Source organism: Kaistia defluvii, assembly GCF_026343955.1.
GTDB classification, from domain to species: Bacteria; Pseudomonadota; Alphaproteobacteria; order Rhizobiales; family Kaistiaceae; genus Kaistia; species Kaistia defluvii.
In genome coordinates this window covers 298,237-317,228 of sequence record NZ_JAPKNI010000001.1, presented here as the reverse complement: position 1 = coordinate 317,228, position 18,992 = coordinate 298,237, and the positions used below count along the sequence as shown (strand labels likewise).

The following is an 18,992-nucleotide window of genomic DNA, read 5'->3' as shown; positions in this document are numbered from 1 at the left end:
GTGATCCGCGCGGGCCGTCAAGCAGGGGGCGTGTAAGGCTAGAGCGGCCTTATAGGGGAAAAGGCGGGGAGGGGGAACCCCTGCAGGCAACTGTCTCCGATGCAGACACGTTAGAGGCACTGGCGGCGCCATGCCGGCGGGATTAGGTTTAGCAAAATCGAAGGCGTGGCTCCGGCCGCGGCAAAAGGGAGAACGTCCATGCGTCTCGATGGACAGCGCGAGAGCGAGAACGTCGAAGATCGACGCGGCGGGGGAACGGGCGGCCTTGGCGGCGGCTATCGGCCTGCCGGCATGGGGGGCGGGCGCGGCATCCCGCTGCGGGGCGGATCGCTGGTGACGATCGCTGTGCTCGTCGGCATCGGCTGGCTGGTGTTCGGCATCAACCCGTTGCAGATGCTGGCGATGGTGACGGGCGGGGGCGGAAGCTTCACCCAGAGCGAGGACGCAGGCTACCAGCCGGCGCCGTCGTCGGGCGGCAGCCAGAACGGGGCGGGCGTCAACGATACCGGCAAGCAGTTCGTCTCCAAGGTGCTGGGCAGCACCGAGGATGTCTGGACCGACATTTTCAAATCGGCCGGCGAGACCTATTCGCCCACGCCGCTGGTGCTCTTCTCCGGCATGACGCGCTCGGCCTGTGGCCAGGCCAGCGCCGCTTCCGGGCCGTTCTATTGCCCGCTCGACAAGAAGGTGTACATCGATCTCGCCTTCTATGACGAGCTGAAGCGCCGCTTCGGCGCCCCGGGCGACTTCGCCCAGGCCTATGTGATCGCCCATGAGGTCGGCCATCACGTTCAGGATCTGCAGGGCATCCTGCCGAAGTTCAACGAGATGCGGCAGAGCATGAACAAGGCGGACGCCAATGCGCTCTCCGTCAAGGTCGAGCTCCAGGCGGACTGCTATGCCGGTGTATGGGCCAACCGCACCGACCAGAAGGGCATGCTGGAGGCGGGCGACATCGACGAGGCGCTGAATGCAGCGACCCAGATCGGCGATGACGCCATCCAGAAGCGCACCCAGGGCGTCGTCGTGCCGGAAAGTTTCACCCATGGCACGTCGGCGCAACGCAGCACATGGTTCAAGCGCGGCTACCAGACCGGTGACGTGAACCAGTGCAACACGTTCCAGGGCGCGATCTGATCCAGCATGTCGGATGCGGCGATCCGCGAATTCTGTGAACGCCTGCTGACCGACGGTCCCTCGGGACTGTCGGCGGGAGATCGTCGGCTGCTGGAGAAAATGGCGACGCGAAGCCACGTTGCCCGCAACATCAACGCGGAGTTCGACAGCCAGCTCACCTTTGGCGAGCGACTGTCGGACCGGGTGGCCGCGATTGGCGGCTCCTGGACCTTTATCGGCACGTTCGCGGTGGTGATCATCGTCTGGGTCGTGCTGAACTCGCTGGTGCTGGTAAGCTGGAACGGGGTCTTTGACCCCTATCCCTACGTGTTTCTCAATCTGGTTCTGTCGATGGTGGCGGCGCTGCAGGCGCCGGTCATCATGATGTCGCAGAACCGCCAGGCCGAGAAGGATCGGATGGCGGCGCAGCACGATTACGAGGTCAACCTCAAAGCCGAGATCGAGATCCTCGCCCTGCATGAAAAGTTCGAGCAGGTGCGCAACGGCGAACTGCGCACGATCCTGGAGCGCGTCGAGACCGTGCTCCAGGTCCATCTGGCGGCCGACGAAAGGGCGGCCAGGCGGGAGCCGCCGGGATAGGTCGTCGGACTGAAAGCCGCGCTCCATGAACCTCGGCCAGGCAAGCCCTGACCCGTCTGTTCGCGGCAGGCCTCCCTCGGCTTGCAGGGTGACCTGCCTGGGGATGGCCGAAGGCGGCATCCCGCGGGGCGAAGGCTACTTCTCCCCGGCCGCCAGCATCCAGTTCAAGGTTTCACGCCAGTCGGTCATGCGGATCGGCGTGCCGTGATTGCCGTTCTGGAACAGCACGAACTGGATCGGGTAACCCGGCGATTTCTTGCGCACGCTGTCGAAGAACGCTTGCTGCGTCTTCCAGTCGATGATCGGGTCGCGGCTGCCATGGCCGATAAAGATCGGGATCCTGCGGCCGCCGGGCTTCATTGCCGCCGTCTTGAGAAAACCCGGATCGTTGAGCGAGCCGAGAAGGATCAGGCCCGAGATCATCGAAGCCGCTTCCGGGTCACGCGCCAGCGACCAGCACAGCTTGCCGCCATAGGAACCGCAGGCGACGAAGACCGGCGCGCCGGGCGAGCGGGACGCGTAGTCCTGCATCAGCGCCTTGATCTCGGCCGTGCCCGTCGTTTCGAAATCGCTGAAATCGGGTGAGAGATAGACGCCGCCGGCGGCAACAGTGAGGTTCTTCACCCGGTTGAAATTGCCGCCAAAAGTCCAGTCGTCGGCGCCCTGGAAACGGGTGCCGTTCTGGCCGTGCAGATAGAGGACGATCATCCTGGCCGGGCCCCTGGTGGCGCCGGCGCCAACATATTTCAGGCTGCGGCCACCGACCTTGTAGGTCAGGTGGTCCTCGACTCGCTTGGTCTTCAGCGAAACATACTTGCCCTGCGCCTTGCGCTCGGGGACCTCGTCGCGGCCGTTGATATCGCGCATCTCGTCATAATCGACGACACGAAAATCGCCATTGGCGCGGGTCTCCAGAACGGTACCGTACTGGAACAGCGCATCCTTGTAGGGCGCCAGCCTCAGGCCGTCGGCTAGGGCGACGGCAGGCAGTATCGGCGCCGAAAGCACGGCGGCCAGCAGCATCACTCGCGCTGGAATCGTGGCCCATGCCGATGGCCTGCTCGATGGTCTCACTGACATGCGCCCCGCGTCTCCGGTCGTTCTTCGCAACGGGCAGGATCGCATCTCCGCGCCGCGCCGCCAATCCATCATGTCCTGCGGCATTCAGGGAACGTTCAGGCGCGAAGCGGGATTGAGAGGGGAGAAATGAGGCGAGTCGACCGGTGAAATGGCCTTGATTGGGCCTCGTCCATGCCGCTTTGCCCGGCTGATATCGGCAAGACCGCCAAGTCCATTGGCATGATTCGGTTCGACCGGCCCATCGCGGCCGGAAACGACGGGAAGGTGAATATGAAACTCTGGGGTCTGGTTGGTGCCGCGCTCGCCGGCGGTGTCGTCGTCGCGGGGGCGGCGGTCGTCACCGGCGTCGTCGATGTTCCCTACAAGCTCGAGCTGCGTCCCAACACGCCGGCAGTGGCTCCCGACGATTCGGCGCCGCCCTCCGACACGACGGACATGGACGAATATGATCAGTCGGCGGAAAGCGAGATCCCGGCCGCGCCCGAAGCGCAGCCGGTGAAGGTCGCGGAAACCCGTCCGGCCGTCGTGCCGCCTGCGCCGCGGCCGAAGCCGGCGCAAGCCGCCCCGTCGCGGCCGCGCGCCCAGCCGGTCTCGTCCCGTCCGCGCGCCAGCCGCGCCTCGGGTGACGTCGGCTATTTCTTCGACCAGCTGCAGCCCTATGGCCGCTGGATCGAGGATGAGGATTACGGCTACGTCTTCGTGCCCAAGCGCCGCGGCGCCGGCTGGCGCCCCTATCAGGAGGGACGCTGGACCTGGACCGACGATTACGGCTGGTACTGGGAGTCGAGCGAACCGTTCGGCTGGGCCACCTATCATTATGGCCGCTGGGACTACAGCCCCGACTATGGCTGGTACTGGGTTCCGGGCGACACCTGGTCGCCGGCCTGGGTGACCTTCCGCGTGGGCGGCGGCGCCGTCGGCTGGGCGCCGATCGCGCCCGACCGTTCGGGCTACCAGTATGGCGCGCCGCGCCGCTACGATCCGCCGGTTTCCGAGAGCTGGGTGTTCGTCGACGACCGCTATTTCGACGATGACGATATTGGCCGTCGGGCAGCCCCGGTGCGCGATGTCGGCCGTTATCTGGGCGAAGCCCGCGACGTGCGCCGGCCCCGGTTCGAGGATGGCCGCTACTTCAACGAGCCGGTTCGCCGGCGGGATCGCCCGGGCCGCGAAGTCGTCTTCGTCGACGACCAGAGCGATATCTTCGACGACGATCAGGGTGGCCGTATCGGCGTGTTCCGTCCGCGCATCGACGACCAGCGCTTCGATCGCCGGCCGGACCGCTTCGATCGCGACGTGCCGCGGGATGACCGCACGCTGATCCATCAGTATGTCGAGCCCGATCCGAAGGCGGCGATTGCCGGCGTCGTGTCGGCGGCGTTGCTCTCCGTGCTCAACCCGGAGGAGCGGCGTGACCTGCGCCGCGATCGCGACCAGCCCCAGCAGCGCGATCGCATGCAGGCCGAGATCGAGAAGCTGAGGGCCGAGAAGGCCGATCTGGTGGCGAAGCAGCGCAAGGCGGCGGAAGACCGTTCGGCCGAGATCGATGCTGCGACCCAGAAGGCTGCGCAGCAGCGCCAGGCCGAACAGGAGCGCATCCGCCAGGAACGCGCCGCCAAGGCCGAGGACGTGCTGAAGAAGGTCGAGGCCAATCCGCAGCCGGCCGAGCCGCAGGTGCCGGCCGACGGCAATCCGCCGCCGGTCAATCCGGACCAGCCCGAGCGGCCGAACCGTCCGGATCGGGCACCCGATGCGGCGGCACAGCCGGGTGAGCCGGCCGGCCAGCCTGGCGACGCCCCGCAGGGTGAGCGTCCGCGCAAGGATCGTCCGGCCAAGCCGGCCGAGGCGGCCCCCGCTGTCGAGGCACCGGCCGCCGAGCAGCCGAAGCCGGCCGAGAAGCCCGCGCCGGAAGCGGCTCCCGCCGAGCCGTCACAGGAGCCGGCGGCCAAGCCGGAGAAGCCGCGCCGCGAGCGTCCGGCCAAGCCGGCCGAGGAGCAGCCTGCGCCGGAAGCCAAGCCTGAGCCGAAGCCCGAGGTTGCGCCGGAGCCTGTGAAGCCTGCTCCCGAGCCGGAGGCGAAGCCGGAGAAGCCGCGTCGCGAACGCCCGGCCAAGCCGGCCGAGGAAGCCGCGCCGCCCGCCGCCGAGCCGCAGCCGGAGGCACAGCCCCAGCCGGAGCCGGCGGAGCGTCCGCGCCGCCGGCGTCCGCAGGCCGAGCCCCAGGCAGAGCCGGCAGCGCCGGCCCAGCCTGAGGAAGCGCCGCGCCAGCGTCGCCAGCAGCGGCAGGAGCAGCCCCAGCAGGAGCCGCAGCCCCAGCAGGAGCAGCAGCGCGAGCAGCCGCAGCCTGAGCCCCAGGCCGAGCGTCCGCGCCGCCAGCGCGAGCCGCAGGCGGAACAGCCGGCCCAGCCTGAGCCGCAGCAGCAGGAGCAGCGCCAGCCCGAGCGCCGCGAGCGTCCGGAGCGCGGTGGCGAGTGCCCCGAGGCTGCCGTCCAGCCCGATGGCAGCTGCGCCCAGTAGCGTCGCCTACCTTGCAAACAAGAAAGCCGGCCGCGTCACCGCGGCCGGCTTTTTCATGCCGGGGTCTTTGGATTCCAGGATCGCACCGGCGAATTCCGGAGGATCCTGCGCGGCGGATCAGTTCGTGTCGAAGATCCGGTCGCCCTGCTCGTCGATGATCTGCTTGCCCTTGATGACAGCGAAGTCGGCCGCCGCGTCGCGGCTCGTATGCGAGTCGACGCGGACGAAGCGGTACGACTTCTCCACGCCGTCGATCGTCTTCTCGATAAAGCCGGCGGTCTTGTACTGGCCGCCCTCGGAATAGGGGGCAGGGCGGATGTTGTAGCCCTTGTATTCGGTCGCCTCGCCCTTGGGCTCGGCTGCGTCCGAGCCGCCACCGCCGCCGAACAGCTTCTTCAGGAACGACATGGATTGCCCTTTTCGATTGATGTCCGTGTCCGAGCCTTAGCCCGATCCGTCGCCGAGGTCGAGATCGGCGAGGCGCAGTGCGAACTCGACCGGCGCGAAGGCGGGCACGACGAGGTCCTCGGCCGTCCACGGCGTGATCGCCTGATAGCGCCCGTCGACCGGCTCCCGGTGGACATGGATCGTGCCGGTGGTCGCGTCGATCACCCAGAGCTCGCGAATGCCGAAAAGCGCATAGACGAGCGCCTTCGGGCCAAGGTCGAAGCCGAGCGAACTGTCGGATATCTCGACGGCGAGCAGCGCGGTATCGCCATCGAGCCGGCCTATGCCGATCGCCCGCTCGAACAGCACGACGTCGGGCTCGAGATAGGTATCGAGCGCAAGGCGGAAGGTCGTTTCCGGGATGAGCAGAATATGGTCGGGCGTCGCCCTGTACCATCGCTTCAACAGAGCGGCCTTCAGCAGTTCGTGCCGGTTGCCCTTGGGATTCATCGGAATGAGCTCGCCCCCGATCAGCTCGACCCGTTCCTCCGCACGCAGCAGCCCGACCTCGCTCATGCGCTCGACTTCCTTCACCGTGAAGCGACGGCGGGGGAGGCCGGCATTTTCGATCAGGGTGCGGACGTTCATGGCGGCCATCCTAAAACAAAAGGGCCGCTCTCGCGAGCCGCCCTTTTGCAGGAGGTCAGGACCGGATCCCGGCGATCAGTTGTCCAGGAACGAGCGCAGCTTGCGCGACCGGCTCGGATGCTTGAGCTTGCGCAGCGCCTTCGCCTCGATCTGACGAATGCGCTCGCGCGTCACCGAGAACTGCTGGCCGACTTCTTCCAGCGTGTGGTCGGTGTTCATGCCGATGCCGAAGCGCATGCGCAGCACGCGCTCTTCGCGCGGCGTGAGCGAGGCGAGAACCCGCGTCGTCGTCTCGCGAAGATTCGACTGGATCGCCGCGTCGATCGGCAGGATCGCCATCTTGTCTTCGATGAAGTCGCCGAGATGCGAATCCTCCTCGTCGCCGATCGGCGTTTCGAGCGAGATCGGCTCCTTGGCGATCTTCAGGACCTTGCGGACCTTTTCGAGCGGCATGGCCAGCTTTTCGGCCAGCTCTTCCGGTGTCGGCTCGCGGCCGATCTCGTGCAGCATCTGGCGCGAGGTGCGGACGATCTTGTTGATCGTCTCGATCATGTGGACCGGGATGCGGATGGTGCGGGCCTGGTCGGCGATCGAACGGGTGATCGCCTGGCGGATCCACCAGGTCGCGTAGGTCGAGAACTTGTAGCCGCGGCGATATTCGAACTTATCGACGGCCTTCATCAGGCCGATATTGCCTTCCTGGATCAGGTCCAGGAACTGCAGGCCGCGGTTCGTGTACTTCTTGGCGATCGAGATCACGAGGCGAAGGTTGGCCTCGACCATTTCCTTCTTGGCCTGGCGGGCTTCCTTCTCGCCCTTCTGCACCATGTGCACGATGCGGCGATATTCGGTGATCTCCAGGCCCGTCTCGGTGGCGAGGTTCTGGATCTCGCCGCGCAGTTCGCGGATCCGGTCCTTGCCGTTGGTGACGAAGTCCTTCCAGCCGCGGCCGCCCAGATTGGCGACGCGACGCAGCCAGTTCGGATCCAGCTCCGAGCCCTGGTATTCGCGCAGGAACTCCTCGCGCGAGACGCGATAGCTCTCGGCCAGGCGCAGCAGCCGGCCCTCGGAACTGACCAGGCTCTTGTTGATCGTATAGAGCTGCTCGACCAGCGAATCGATGCGGTTCTGGTTGAGCGAGAGCGACTTGACCTCGAGGATCAGGTCGTCCTTCAGCTTCTTGTAGCGGCGCTCCTGCGAGGGCGAGAGGGTCTCGTTCTTGAGGCGGCCCTCCACCAGCTGGTCCTGCAGCCGGCGCAGCTTCTTGTAGTTCTCGGCGACGTTGTCGAAGGTCTCGACGACCTTCGGCTTCAACTCGGCCTCCATGGCGGCGAGCGACATGTTGTTCTCGAGGTCGTCCTCGTCGTCATTGTCGTCCGTCGGCGGCGGCGGCGCGGGCGCCTCGGCGTCCTCGTCCTCGGCGTTCTCGTTGAACGGAACCCCGCCCGGGCCAGCCATCGGGGCGTTCTTCGCCTCGGGACCGGCATAGGTCGCTTCGAGATCGATGATGTCGCGCAGCAGGATCTTGCCCTCGGCAAGCTCCTCCTTCCAGATGATGATGGCCTGGAAGGTGAGGGGGCTTTCGCAGAGCCCGGCGATCATGGTCTCGCGGCCGGCCTCGATGCGCTTGGCGATGGCGATTTCGCCTTCGCGCGACAGCAGTTCGACCGATCCCATCTCGCGCAGATACATGCGCACGGGATCGTCGGTACGATCGGTCGGTTCCTTGGTGGTCGTGGCGCGCGCGACGGCGGTGCCGGTCGATTCGGCAAGCTCGCCCGCTTCCTCCTCGGCGTCGGCGGCCGTCGGCTCCTCGGCTTCCTCGACCTCGTCGGCCTCGATCACATTGATGCCCATTTCGGAGAGCATCGACAGGATGTCCTCGATCTGCTCCGAACCTACCTGTTCGGACGGGAGGACGGAATTCAGCTCCTCATAGGTCACAAAGCCGCGCTTCTTGGCGACCTTGATCATCCGCTTGACGGCGGCATCCGACAGGTCGAGAAGCGGACCGTCCTGCGGTTCGGCCTGCGCGTCCTGCGCCTCGTCGTTTTCCTGAACCTTGGTCGCCATGCTGTTCTCCGTCTTGGCAGAGGCTTCGCGCCAGACGGTTCTCGTCCGTCGCGCTCGCACACCACCGTTAAATCCTAGAGGCGGCAGGAGGATTCCCTCTTGCCGTCGGTCGCCCGACAATTAGACTTTGTTGTCTTAAGGCCCGCTTAACCTTACGCCGCCGCGCATCGATCCTACATCGACTTCTGTCGTCGGCCCGAACTTAATCCGAAGCCCTCGATCTGGGCCTCGGTGCCATCGCTGTTTGCCATTTGGTTCTGGATGTCGATCATCTGCGCCAAATTGGCGTCGCTGGGGTCGGCAGCGAGAGCCGCCTCGGCATCCTTGAGTTCCTTATGTAACGTTCGCGCCTTCCTGTGCAAGGTGAGAGCCTGCATCCAACCATCCGCTGCGTCACGATCCGACGCATCCGCCCTTGCCTGCCAGTTGCCGCACCGCTCGATCTGCTGGTCGAGTTTGTCGAGCAATTCGCCAAAGCGCGCGGATACGAGCCGGTCGCGTAACCCTCCGCCTTCTATATGAGGATCCTCGGCCGCAATCTCTAGGATTTGCGTGCGAAGGGAGTCAAGTTCGCGATTCGTCAACTCGATCTGGGCGAATTCATCCAGAAGGTCGGGGACAAGCCCCGGATGATTGGCCATGGTCATGACCAGCACCACTTCGCGCAGCGGCGCCTGCACCCGGCCCGACAGCGTCGTCGAACGCTTCAGGCTCTCGGAAATGATCGGCGGGGGCTGGCGAATCGGTCGCGACGCACCGCCTGGCCCGCCATTCGATCCGTTGCGCCGGTCGCCCTGGCCGCGCTGCTGGCGGAAGCCGTTCTTCTGGCCATAGCCGAAAAACTCGCGCGCCCGTTCGGCAAAGGCCTGCTCGTAGTGATGGCGGATGCTTTCGTCGGCGACGCTGCGGGCGATGTCGCGCAGCCGCGCCTCCAGCGCCGCGCGGCGCTCGGGCGTGTCGAAGCCCCCGCCATCCGTCTCGCGCGTCCAGACCATGTCGAAGAGTGGGCGGGCGGCTGCCAGCACCTGCGCCATCGCCTCGCGGCCGGCCGAACGGATCAGATCGTCCGGATCCTGGCCTTCGGGCAGCAGGGCAAAGCGCACCGTCTTGCCCGGCTTCAGGGCGGCCAGGGCCAGGTCGGCGGCGCGGTAGGCGGCGCGCAGGCCCGCCTTGTCGCCATCGAAGCAGAGAATCGGTTCCGGCGTCAGCCGCCAGAGCAGGTCGAGCTGGCGCTCGGTCAGGGCCGTGCCGAGCGGGGCGACGGTGTGGCCGAAGCCGGCCGTCGCCATGGCGATGACGTCGACATAGCCCTCGACGGTGATGATCGTGCCGGCGCTCTGCACCGCCTTGCGCGCCTCGAAGCCGTTATAGAGCAGGTCGCCCTTGCGGAAGAGCACGGTCTCGGGCGAGTTGAGGTACTTCGCCTGCGCATCCGCCGACAGAGCGCGGCCGCCAAAGGCGACGATGCGGCCGCGGAAATCGGTGATCGGGAACATGACGCGATCGCGAAACCGGTCGTAGGAAACCGGGATGTCCTCGCCCGAGATCAGCAGGCCGGTCGCGACCATGTCCTCATGTGGCACGCCCTTCGAGGCGAGATGCTCCTTGAGCGCATTGCGGCTCTGGCGCGCATAGCCCAGGCGGAAGCGGCGCTGGATGTCGGGGCCGAGCGCGCGGCCGTTCAGATAGCCCCGGGCGCTGGCGCCGTCGCGCGACTGCAGTCCTTCCTCGAAGAAGCGGCAGGCAAGCTCCATGACCTCGTGCAGCGAGGCGCGCTTGCGCTCCTCGGCCTCGGCGTGCACGTCGCGCGCCGGCATGGAGAGCCCGGCCTCGCCCGCCAGCCGCTCGACGGCTTCTGGGAAGGAGAGGCCTTCGAGCTTGGTCAGGAAGGTGAAATGATCGCCTGATTCGCCGCAGCCGAAGCAGTGGTAGCGGCCCTTGCGATCCTCGGCATGGAAGGAGGGCGACTTTTCGCCATGGAACGGGCAGCAGGCCCAGAAATCACCCTTCTGCGGCTGCGACTTGCGCCGGTCCCATGTCACCCGTTGCCCGACGATCGAGGAGATCGGCAGGCGGGCGCGGATTTCATCGAGAAAGGAAGGCGAGAAGCGCATTGGACCCCGGATAGGCGATGACCCTCCAATTTAGGGCCTGGGAGGTCGAAGGGCAAAGGCGAGCGTCAATTTATCCCGCCTCATCGCGGCGGCTTATGGGCGCAGGCGAGGGGCACCGGACCTTCACTCGCGACGATCGTCGACGGCTTCGGCAACCGGCGCTAAAACCCTTCCTCGACCTGTCCTCTCCGGAGCGCCCGCCATGCAACGTCTGCTCGTGTTTCAATCTCTCTGGGGCATGCAGCGGCTGAAGGGACGCGAGAGCGACCTGCCGCTCGCCGATATGGTGGCGGAAGCCGCCGCTGCCGACTTCGACGGCGTCACGAACCTGTTCTCTACCAGGGAGTTGGCGGCGCCTCTGGCGCAGGCGGCGAGCGACAACGGCATCCAGGTGGAAGGCCAGTGCTTTCCGACCTCGATCGAGGCACTGAAGCCGGCGCTCGAACTCGCCAACCATTACGGCATCCATCATTTGACCATCCAGCCGGATGTCCGCCCGCGCGCCCTGGCGGAAAGCCTGCGTATTCTTGAAGGCTGGAACCGGATGGCCGAGGATTCCGACGTGCCGGTCTATGTCGAGACGCATCGCGGCCGCATCACCAACGACCTGCTGGTGACGCTCGATATCCTCGACGCCATGCCGGAGCTGAAGCTGCTCGCCGACCTCTCGCACTTCATGGTCGGGCGCGAATTTCCCGAGGTGCCGGTGCCGAAGGAGATGGACGACCAGATCCACAGCGTTCTCGACCGTTCCTGGGCGGCCCATGGCCGCGTGGCCTCGCCCGAGCAGGTGCAGGTCGAGATATCCTTCCCGCACCACAAGCCCTATCTCGACCAGTTCCTCGCCTGGTGGGCCTACCTGTTCGAAAGCTGGAGCCGTCGCGCCGGGCCGAACGACACGATTTCCTTCACCTGCGAACTCGGGCCGAAGCCCTATGCGATCAGCGGTCCAGACGGCTTCGATCAGTCGGATCGCTGGGCCGAGGCGCTGATCTTGAAGGATCTGGCGCGCGAGCTCTGGACCAAAAATCCGGCAAAGCGCTAGGAGGCGCGGACGGATCGCTGCTAGTTTCGTTTTTCGACTGAATCGAAACATTCGAAAGCCGAACGCATGCTGCCGTCGCGCCAGACCGCCATTCTCGAAATCGCCAAGCAGCGCGGTCGCGTGCTGGTCGACGAACTCGCGGCACAATTCGCCGTCACGCCGCAGACGATCCGCAAGGACCTGAACGACCTCTGCGACCGGAAGCTGATGGCGCGTACCCATGGCGGCGCCATCCTTGCCTCGGGCATCGAGAATGTCGGCTATGAGGCGCGCTCGCAGATCGCGGCACGCGAAAAGACGGCGATCGCCGAGGCGGTCGCCAAGCTGATCCCTAATGACGCCTCGCTGTTCATCAACATCGGCACCACGACCGAGGCGGTGGCGCAGGCGCTGCTGCAGCATCAGGGCCTGATGGTGATCACCAACAACATCAACGTCGCCCACATCATGCGGCCCTATCCGCAGATCGAAGTGGTGATCGTCGGCGGCGTGGTGCGCAGTTCTGATGGCGGCATTGTCGGCGAGGCGGCGATCGACTTCATCCGCCAGTTCAAGGTCGACTACGCCATTGTCGGCACCTCGGCGATCGACGAGGACGGCTCGCTGCTCGACTATGATTTTCGCGAGGTGAAGGTGGCGCAGGCGATCATCGCCAATACGCGCCATGTCATCCTGGCGTCGGACTCGACCAAATTCGCGCGCACCGCGCCGGTGCGGATCGGCAGTCTCAAGCAGATCCACACCTTCGTCACCGATTTCTGCCCGAGCGACAGCGTGCGCGAATTCTGCGCCGCCAACGATGTCGAACTCGTCGAAGCGCTGCCGGAAGCCGCCCGATCCGAAGACTAGGCAGTCTCGACCCATTCGTTTTTCGCATTTCGCCTATGCAAGGCATGGGCAGCGATCTCTCGAGTGCGCCACGATCTGGCGAGATCGGTTATGCTTATCAAGGGGTTGGCCCATTCTATCGCTACCCCATGTACGCATTCGAGCTTTCGTTTTTAGCGCGAAGAAGTTCGAATTAATTTGCGTTTTTGTCGGGTCGGGCGCATAGCAGCCGCATTCCAGCAGGGAGGCGATGCGTCTTGGCTATGCTCGATATCTTCATCATCGGTGGCGGCGTGAATGGATGCGGCATTGCGCGCGACGCGGTCGGCCGCGGCTTCTCCGTCGCCCTGGCCGAGATGAGCGATCTCGCGAGCGGCACCTCGTCGCGCTCGACCAAGCTGGTGCATGGCGGCCTGCGCTATCTCGAGCATTACGAGTTCCGTCTGGTGCGGGAATCGCTGATGGAGCGGGAGGTGCTCTGGGCGAGCGCGCCGCACATCATCCATCCGCTGCGCTTCGTGCTGCCGCATCACAAGGGCCTGCGTCCGGCCTGGCTGCTGCGGCTTGGCCTGTTCCTCTATGACCATATTGGCGGCCGCAAGCGCCTGCCCAAGACAAAGACGATCGATCTCACCCGCGACCCCGCCGGCGCGCCGCTCAAGGGCGACTATCGGCTGGGCTTCGAATATTCCGATTGCTGGGTCGACGACGCCCGTCTGGTGGCGCTGACCGCGCGCGACGCCGCCGAACGCGGCGCCCGCATCGATACGCGGACGAAGGTCACCAACGCCGAGCGCGTCGGCAATCACTGGCGCATCACGCTGCGGGACGAACTGACCGGCGAGACGCGGCAGGTCGAGGCGCGGCTGCTGATCAATGCGGCGGGCCCCTGGGTCGACCGAGTGCTGCGCGGCATGGGGGGAGCGGATGCCGGTCACCATGTCCGCCTCGTGCAGGGCAGCCACATCGTCGTGCCGAAGTTGTTCGAGCACGACCGCTGCTACATCTTCCAGAACGCCGATGGCCGCATCATCTTCGCCATTCCCTACGAAGATGATTTTACGCTGATCGGCACCACCGACCGCGACTATACGGGCGACCTCGAAGAGATCGAGATCTCCGACGAGGAGACGGACTATCTGTGCGCGGCCGCGAGCGAGTATTTCAGGCAGGCGGTGCGCCGGGAGCAGATCGTCTGGTCCTATGCGGGCGTCCGGCCGCTCTATGACGACGGCGCCACCAGCGCGCAGGAAGCGACGCGCGAATATGTGCTGAAGGTCGATGGCGAGCCCGACGCGCCGAAGATCATCCATGTCTTTGGCGGCAAGATCACCACCTTCCGCAAGCTCTCCGAGCATGTGCTGGAACATGTCGAGGCGGCGCTGGGCAAGCGTGGGGCGGCCTGGACGGCGAGGGGAATTCTTCCAGGCGGCGATCTGCCTGCCGGCGGCATCGACGCCAAGGTCGCCCTGCTGGTCGAACGCTACCCGGCGATAGACCGCGCGCTGATCGAGCGGCTGGTGCGCCACTACGGCACGCGGGCGCGCAGCATTCTCGGCATCGCCCGCAAGGAAGCGGAGCTCGGCCGCAATTTCGGCGCCGGCCTGACCCAGGCAGAGGTCCATTATCTGATCGAGCAGGAGTGGGCGCGCTCGGCCGAGGATATCGTCTGGCGGCGGAGCAAGCTGGGGCTGCGCATGAGCGCGGCCGAGATCGCGGCGCTCGACGCATACATGCGCGGCGCGCTGCAGGAGCGCATGGTGGCGGCGGCGGCACAGTAGGGGCGGCGATAGCGCTAGACCGCGATGGCGCGGGCTGACACACTCGGCGTCGAAGGATTTGGGAGACGCCCTCGTTATCCGGCGTCCCGCCGCCCCGCAGGAGATTTTCCATGAGCGATACCAACGACTACAGCGAGATCAATGGCCGGATCGCGGCGGTGCGCGAGGAAATCCGCATCGTGACCGAGCAGGCCGCGGCCGAGACAGGCGGCGCGGTCGAGGAGCGGTTGAGCAACCGTCTCGCCGAGCTGGAAGCCGAGCTTGCCGAGTTGCAGAAGGGACCGAAGGGCGCCGCTTGAGCCAGAGCGGCCGTACCCGACGTCACGCTGCGTCGCGCTCAAGCATGGATGGCTCCGGGACCTCCGTGGCTTCCGCGCGCGGACCGGCACGTTCATCCTGTAGAACCCAGCTCGACCGCGGGCGCCGGCTCAGCGAGCGTTCTCCTTTTGCTCGACATTGTCCTGCAGCGCGGCATCGACCATCGCTGCAAGGATGCGCGCGGGCTTTCGGCCATCCCAGGGCATGTCGCTGACCAGACCGCCGCGAAAGATCATCTCTTCCGTTGGGTGGCGCATGGCCTCGATCGCTGCGCGGGCCTGCCTTTCATAGCTGTGCCAATCCGGCAGACCGCCCGTTCCGGGATTGCCAGCGCTCGCCTCGCGGATTGCCATGGCGACACGCTTGACCATTTCGCTGTTCATGATCCTGCTCCTCTCTCCTCTAGAAGAGATGGCGCGCGCCGCAAGGATCGCAATCCTCCTTGCCAAACAACGACGTCGTCGGCGCCGTGTCCGCCGGCCCAGGACAAGAAAGAGCCCCGCTGGAGGGCGGGGCTCTTTTGCGTTCGGCAGGGCGCGCGCTATTCGGTCGATGCGCCGCTTTCCTCTTCCTCGAAGGTTACCGCTACGTCGCCATTGGCGGACAGGCGCACCCGGTTGCCTTCGATATCGGCGACGAGCCCAAGCGAGATATAGTGGTGATGGCCCTTATGGCCGCCGATGCCGCTGTCGTTGCGGGTGAGCTTGATCCGGTCGCCCTCGACGTGATCGACCGTCCCGACATGAACGCCGTCCGCGCCGATGACTTCCGCGTGCTGTTTGATCTGGCTGGCAATCGACATTGGATTCTCCTGTGTTGGCCAGGAACAACGCGGCAGTCCGCCAATGGATGCACGTACCGGCGACGCCGCCGAAAACACCCGCCCTGTCGCCGGATCCGGCAAAGGAGGGGAGCTTAGGGGAACTGACCGGCGTTGCGGCGGTCCCTTCCGCAGTCCCTGTTTGGACAAGTGCCCGAAGACGCCTATTGTATTGTCGTTGCTCGCGTTCAATCACGAATGCCGGCCGCCAGGATTCTCGACATGTGCGCCGTGACGTTTGGTTTCGATTTCTGACATGGCGAATGCTGGCGTAGCCGACGGTGCTCGGCCCATTTTGGCAGCTGCCACCGGCGAACGAACGGACCTGCGCTTTCTGGCGGGTGGCGGCGAGATGGGCGCGCAGGTGCGGGCGTTCGACTGGGCCTCGAGTCCGCTCGGCGAACCGCAGGGCTGGCCTCATTCCCTGCGAACCGTCGTGGGACTGGTGCTGACATCGCGTTTCCCGAAATGCCTCGTCTGGGGCGAGGCGATGATCGCGATCTACAATGATGCCTTCGCGCCAATCCTGGGCAAAAAGCCGATGTCGATCGGCCGATCGTTCCGCGATATCTGGAGTGAAGCCTGGCCCGAGATCGGCCCGATCGCCGACAAGGCTTTTGACGGCGAGGCCACGTTCATCGAGGACTTCCCGCTCGTCATAAGCCGCAATGGCTATCCCGAGCAGGCCTATTTCACGTTCTCCTACAGTCCGGTTCTGGGGGAGACGGGCGAGGTTGCCGGCTTCATGGACACGGTGATCGAGACCACCGGCAAGGTCGAGGCCGAGCACCGGCTTCGCGTCCTGAATGCCGAACTCGGCCACCGGATGAAGAACACCCAGGCGATCGTGCAGGCCATCGCCCGCCAGACTCTGCGTGGCATGGCCGACGAGGCGGCACTGAGCGCCTTCACCCAGCGCCTCCTCGCGCTCAGCTCGGCGCATGAAATCCTGTTGAGGCAGGATTGGCAGGCGGCGCCGTTGAAGGCCGTCATCGAAGGCGTTCTGATCCATCACCTCGAGGCCAGCCGGCTCCGGCTCGACGGGCCGGATTTCCAGATCGGTCCGAAAGCGGTTCTTTCGATCTCGCTGATGATGCACGAAATGGCCACCAACGCGATCAAGCATGGCGCTTTCTCGGTTCCCGACGGGCGAGTCGATATCGACTGGTCCGTCCATGGCGAAGGCGAGGATGCGCTGTTGCGCCTTCGCTGGCGCGAATGGGACGGCCCGCCCGCCGCGGCGCCGACGCGTCATGGCTTCGGCTCGCGCCTGATCGAGGGAGGCTTGACCGGCACGGGCAACGCGAAGTTGCACTTCCTGCCGACGGGCCTGGTCGGCGAGTTCGAGGCGTCGGTCAACTGGATCGCCGCCGGCGCAATCTAGAGCTTTTGCCGGGGCGGATCGACGCGGAACAATCGCGCCAGGTGCTTGTAAACACCGGTTGAGCCACCAGGCCGGGATCCGGCCCCGCGCGAAGATTGCCGCCAGTCCATGAGCGCCGGCCCACAGGATCGAGATCGCCTGTCCATCTGACATAACCCTGTTTTGGGGATCCCGAACGTCGATCCGGGCCCAGGCGATCCAGAATCGGCAGGAGCCATCCTCATGCAGGATCGGCTTTTCCCTGATTCAGACGTCGTGGGCGAGGGGCGGGATCCCGCTGCGGGGGCGACGCCAGACGCAATAGCCTGCGGAACTTCGGGCATTCCATATGGGACGCCGCCCGGCAGTCCGCGACATGGCGGAGTGCGTTCCGGAGGGTCGTGAGCTCGCGGATCTGGAGATCGAGCTTGTCGGCGCGCTGGTGCAGTGCCGCGCGCGGGAGATCGGGCGAACCGTCCTTGCCAAACATCCCCCTGATCTCCTCCAGCGCAAAACCCGCCGTCTTGCCGAGCGCGATCAAGGCAAGCTGGGTGAGCGCCGCGCCGTCGAACTGCCGGCGCAGCCCCCGCCGCCCGACCGATTCAATCAGTCCAATTTCCTCGTAGTAACGCAGCGTCGAGGCCGGCACGCCGCTTCTCTCCGCAAGAACGCCGATATCGAGAAGATTCATGCTTGACCTCAAGTTGACTTGAAGTGGCAGCGTAGCGGCGACTTGCAACAACGACAAGAGAGCCGCCGTGACCGCCACGCCCCGATTGGACCTTTCCCTGCCCGTGCTCGCAGCGGCCATGCTGCTGGCATCGCTGGGCGTCAGCATCGCCTCGGTGGCGCTTCCAACCCTCAGCCGGGTCTATTCGGCACCGGTGTCGAGCGTCCAATGGGTGGTGCTCGCCTATCTGATTGCCGCCACCGTGGCGATCGTGCTGGCTGGAAGGCTCGGGGATCTGCTTGGACGTCGCAGGGTGCTGATCGCCGGCCTGCTGCTGTTCGCGGTGGCTTCGGTTCTCTGCGCGGTCGCCCCGACACTGGCGGCACTCATCGCGGCACGGGCGGCCCAGGGTATGGCCGGCGCGATCCTCATGGCACTGCCGCTTTCGATCGTGCGCGAGGCCGTGGCCAAGGAACGGACCGGGTCGGCAATGGGACTGCTCGGTGCGATGTCTGCGATCGGAACGGCGCTCGGCCCGTCTCTTGGCGGCATGGTGATGGCCGGTTTCGGTTGGCGGGCGGGCTTCGTTCTGCTGGCTGGAATCGCGCTTCCCGTCCTGTGCCTGGCCCTGTTTGCCATGCCGACGCCGCCGGTCGGCACACGCGGCCGGGGCGGCTCGATGGACTGGCCCGGCGCCGCTCTGCTCGCCGTTGCCCTCACGGCCTATGCCCTGGCGACCGGTGGGGGGAGAGCGGGTGCCGGCTGGGGGCTGGGCCTCTCCCTTCCTACCGCGCTTCTGGCCCTCGGGCTCTTCGTTGTCGTCGAGGCCCGATCCGCATCCCCGCTGGTGCCCGTGGCGATCCTGCGCAACCGGGCCATTCGCGCCTCCCTGATGATGAACCTGCTGGTCACCACCGGCATGATGTCGACCCTGGTTGTCGGACCGTTCTTCCTGGCATTCGGCCTCGGCCTGAACGAGGCGCTGGTCGGTCTTGTCCTGGCGGCGGGACCCGTGACCGCCGCGCTGGCGGGACTTCCAGCCGGTCGTCTCACCGACCGTTTCGGGGCGCCACGCGTGCTTGTGGCGGGTCTGGCGGAGATGGCCGTTGGCCTGATCTGTCTGGCCTTGCTGCCCCGGTGGTTCGGCATAGCCGGCTATGTCGCCGCGCTGGTCATCCTGACGCCTGGTTTCCAACTGTTCCTGGCCGCGAACAACACCCTCGTGATGCTCGCGGCCCGGGATGAACAGCGCGGCGTGGTGTCTGGATTGCTCGGCCTCTCCCGCAATCTCGGTTTCATGACCGGCGCCTCCGTCATGGCAACCCTTTTCGCAACGGCGGTTGGAACGGAGGCCATTGCCAGCGCCTCTCCGCGGGCCATCGGCGACGCCTTCACGGCCACATTCGTGATCGCGGCGGGCCTGACGCTGCTCGCAGTCATCCTGGCGCTTCTGGGCCGACGAGCCGGGTCGCCCCCGCAGGAGGCTGGGCTGCCTCGCGGGGCCGGGGCCGAAAGCCGCCAGGCTGAAGCTCAGCCATGGGACCGGCGATGAATTCTCCGTCGCCCCGCGCGGCGGGAACCAGTCCTTCGGCTCGCTGTCCTCGGTGACGTCGATATCAGAACGTCAGCGAGAAA

The 18,992-nt window shown here is 65.9% G+C and carries 17 protein-coding genes; 9 read left to right on the top strand and 8 right to left on the bottom strand.

Annotated features, from left to right (window positions below; translation table 11 throughout):
• The first annotated feature begins 198 nt into the window (after positions 1–198).
• Positions 199–1,137 carry a KPN_02809 family neutral zinc metallopeptidase gene (gene ypfJ, locus OSH10_RS01410; RefSeq protein ID WP_266329670.1) on the top strand — a complete coding sequence of 313 codons (939 nt, stop codon included), beginning with the start codon at positions 199–201 and terminating at the stop codon, positions 1,135–1,137.
• Positions 1,138–1,143: 6 nt separating this feature from the next.
• Positions 1,144–1,716, top strand: coding sequence for a DUF1003 domain-containing protein (locus tag OSH10_RS01405; protein ID WP_266329669.1), 573 nt, complete (start codon positions 1,144–1,146; stop codon positions 1,714–1,716).
• 135 nt (positions 1,717–1,851) lie between these two features.
• On the opposite strand, the gene OSH10_RS01400 is transcribed toward OSH10_RS01405, so the two are convergent.
• A complete protein-coding gene (locus tag OSH10_RS01400) occupies positions 1,852–2,739 on the bottom strand; it encodes an alpha/beta hydrolase (protein WP_266330356.1) in 888 nt (295 codons plus the stop codon).
• 327 nt (positions 2,740–3,066) lie between these two features.
• Between OSH10_RS01400 and OSH10_RS01395 the strand changes: the two genes are divergently transcribed.
• Positions 3,067–5,310, top strand: coding sequence for a DUF6600 domain-containing protein (locus tag OSH10_RS01395; protein WP_266329667.1), 2,244 nt, complete (start codon positions 3,067–3,069; stop codon positions 5,308–5,310).
• A 117-nt stretch (positions 5,311–5,427) separates the two neighbouring features.
• Here OSH10_RS01395 and OSH10_RS01390 read toward each other — a convergent pair whose 3' ends face one another.
• The 4 genes from OSH10_RS01390 to dnaG form a co-directional block, all read right to left on the bottom strand.
• Positions 5,428–5,718, bottom strand: coding sequence for an HlyU family transcriptional regulator (locus OSH10_RS01390; RefSeq protein WP_266329665.1), 291 nt, complete (start codon positions 5,716–5,718; stop codon positions 5,428–5,430).
• A gap of 36 nt (positions 5,719–5,754) precedes the next feature.
• Positions 5,755–6,345, bottom strand: a complete 591-nt coding sequence (locus OSH10_RS01385; RefSeq protein ID WP_266329664.1) for a Uma2 family endonuclease — start codon at positions 6,343–6,345, stop codon at positions 5,755–5,757.
• Positions 6,346–6,420: 75 nt separating this feature from the next.
• Positions 6,421–8,418: an RNA polymerase sigma factor RpoD gene (rpoD, locus tag OSH10_RS01380; RefSeq protein ID WP_266329663.1), complete on the bottom strand. Its 1,998-nt coding sequence runs from the start codon at positions 8,416–8,418 to the stop codon at positions 6,421–6,423.
• Positions 8,419–8,591: 173 nt separating this feature from the next.
• Entirely contained in the window at positions 8,592–10,532 is a 1,941-nt protein-coding gene (dnaG, locus tag OSH10_RS01375) for a DNA primase (RefSeq protein WP_266329662.1), read from the bottom strand.
• A gap of 202 nt (positions 10,533–10,734) precedes the next feature.
• Here dnaG and OSH10_RS01370 point away from each other — a divergent pair, with 202 nt between their 5' ends.
• The 4 genes from OSH10_RS01370 (at position 10,735) to OSH10_RS01355 (ending at position 14,485) form a co-directional block, all read left to right on the top strand.
• Positions 10,735–11,577 (top strand): sugar phosphate isomerase/epimerase family protein, encoded by an 843-nt coding sequence (locus OSH10_RS01370; RefSeq protein ID WP_266329661.1) that lies wholly within the window; start codon positions 10,735–10,737, stop codon positions 11,575–11,577.
• A gap of 66 nt (positions 11,578–11,643) precedes the next feature.
• Complete coding sequence (locus tag OSH10_RS01365; protein ID WP_266329660.1) at positions 11,644–12,426, top strand: DeoR/GlpR family DNA-binding transcription regulator; 783 nt, start codon at positions 11,644–11,646, stop codon at positions 12,424–12,426.
• 242 nt (positions 12,427–12,668) lie between these two features.
• On the top strand, positions 12,669–14,186 hold the full coding sequence (gene glpD / locus OSH10_RS01360; RefSeq protein WP_266330355.1) for a glycerol-3-phosphate dehydrogenase: 1,518 nt from the start codon (positions 12,669–12,671) through the stop codon (positions 14,184–14,186).
• Positions 14,187–14,296: 110 nt separating this feature from the next.
• Positions 14,297–14,485, top strand: coding sequence for a hypothetical protein (locus tag OSH10_RS01355; protein ID WP_266329659.1), 189 nt, complete (start codon positions 14,297–14,299; stop codon positions 14,483–14,485).
• Between the two features lie 129 nt (positions 14,486–14,614).
• Here OSH10_RS01355 and OSH10_RS01350 read toward each other — a convergent pair whose 3' ends face one another.
• Together OSH10_RS01350 and OSH10_RS01345 are read right to left on the bottom strand one after the other, a co-directional pair.
• Positions 14,615–14,887 (bottom strand): hypothetical protein, encoded by a 273-nt coding sequence (locus OSH10_RS01350; protein ID WP_266329657.1) that lies wholly within the window; start codon positions 14,885–14,887, stop codon positions 14,615–14,617.
• A gap of 158 nt (positions 14,888–15,045) precedes the next feature.
• The gene (locus OSH10_RS01345; RefSeq protein WP_266329655.1) at positions 15,046–15,306 is read right to left on the bottom strand and encodes a DUF2171 domain-containing protein; all 261 of its coding nucleotides are present in this window, start codon (positions 15,304–15,306) and stop codon (positions 15,046–15,048) included.
• Positions 15,307–15,619: 313 nt separating this feature from the next.
• Between OSH10_RS01345 and OSH10_RS01340 the strand changes: the two genes are divergently transcribed.
• Entirely contained in the window at positions 15,620–16,708 is a 1,089-nt protein-coding gene (locus OSH10_RS01340) for a sensor histidine kinase (protein WP_266329654.1), read from the top strand.
• Between the two features lie 220 nt (positions 16,709–16,928).
• Here OSH10_RS01340 and OSH10_RS01335 read toward each other — a convergent pair whose 3' ends face one another.
• A complete protein-coding gene (locus tag OSH10_RS01335) occupies positions 16,929–17,378 on the bottom strand; it encodes a helix-turn-helix domain-containing protein (RefSeq protein WP_266329653.1) in 450 nt (149 codons plus the stop codon).
• Positions 17,379–17,445: 67 nt separating this feature from the next.
• Here OSH10_RS01335 and OSH10_RS01330 point away from each other — a divergent pair, with 67 nt between their 5' ends.
• The gene (locus tag OSH10_RS01330) at positions 17,446–18,909 is read left to right on the top strand and encodes an MFS transporter (RefSeq protein ID WP_266329652.1); all 1,464 of its coding nucleotides are present in this window, start codon (positions 17,446–17,448) and stop codon (positions 18,907–18,909) included.
• The last annotated feature ends 83 nt before the right edge of the window (positions 18,910–18,992 follow it).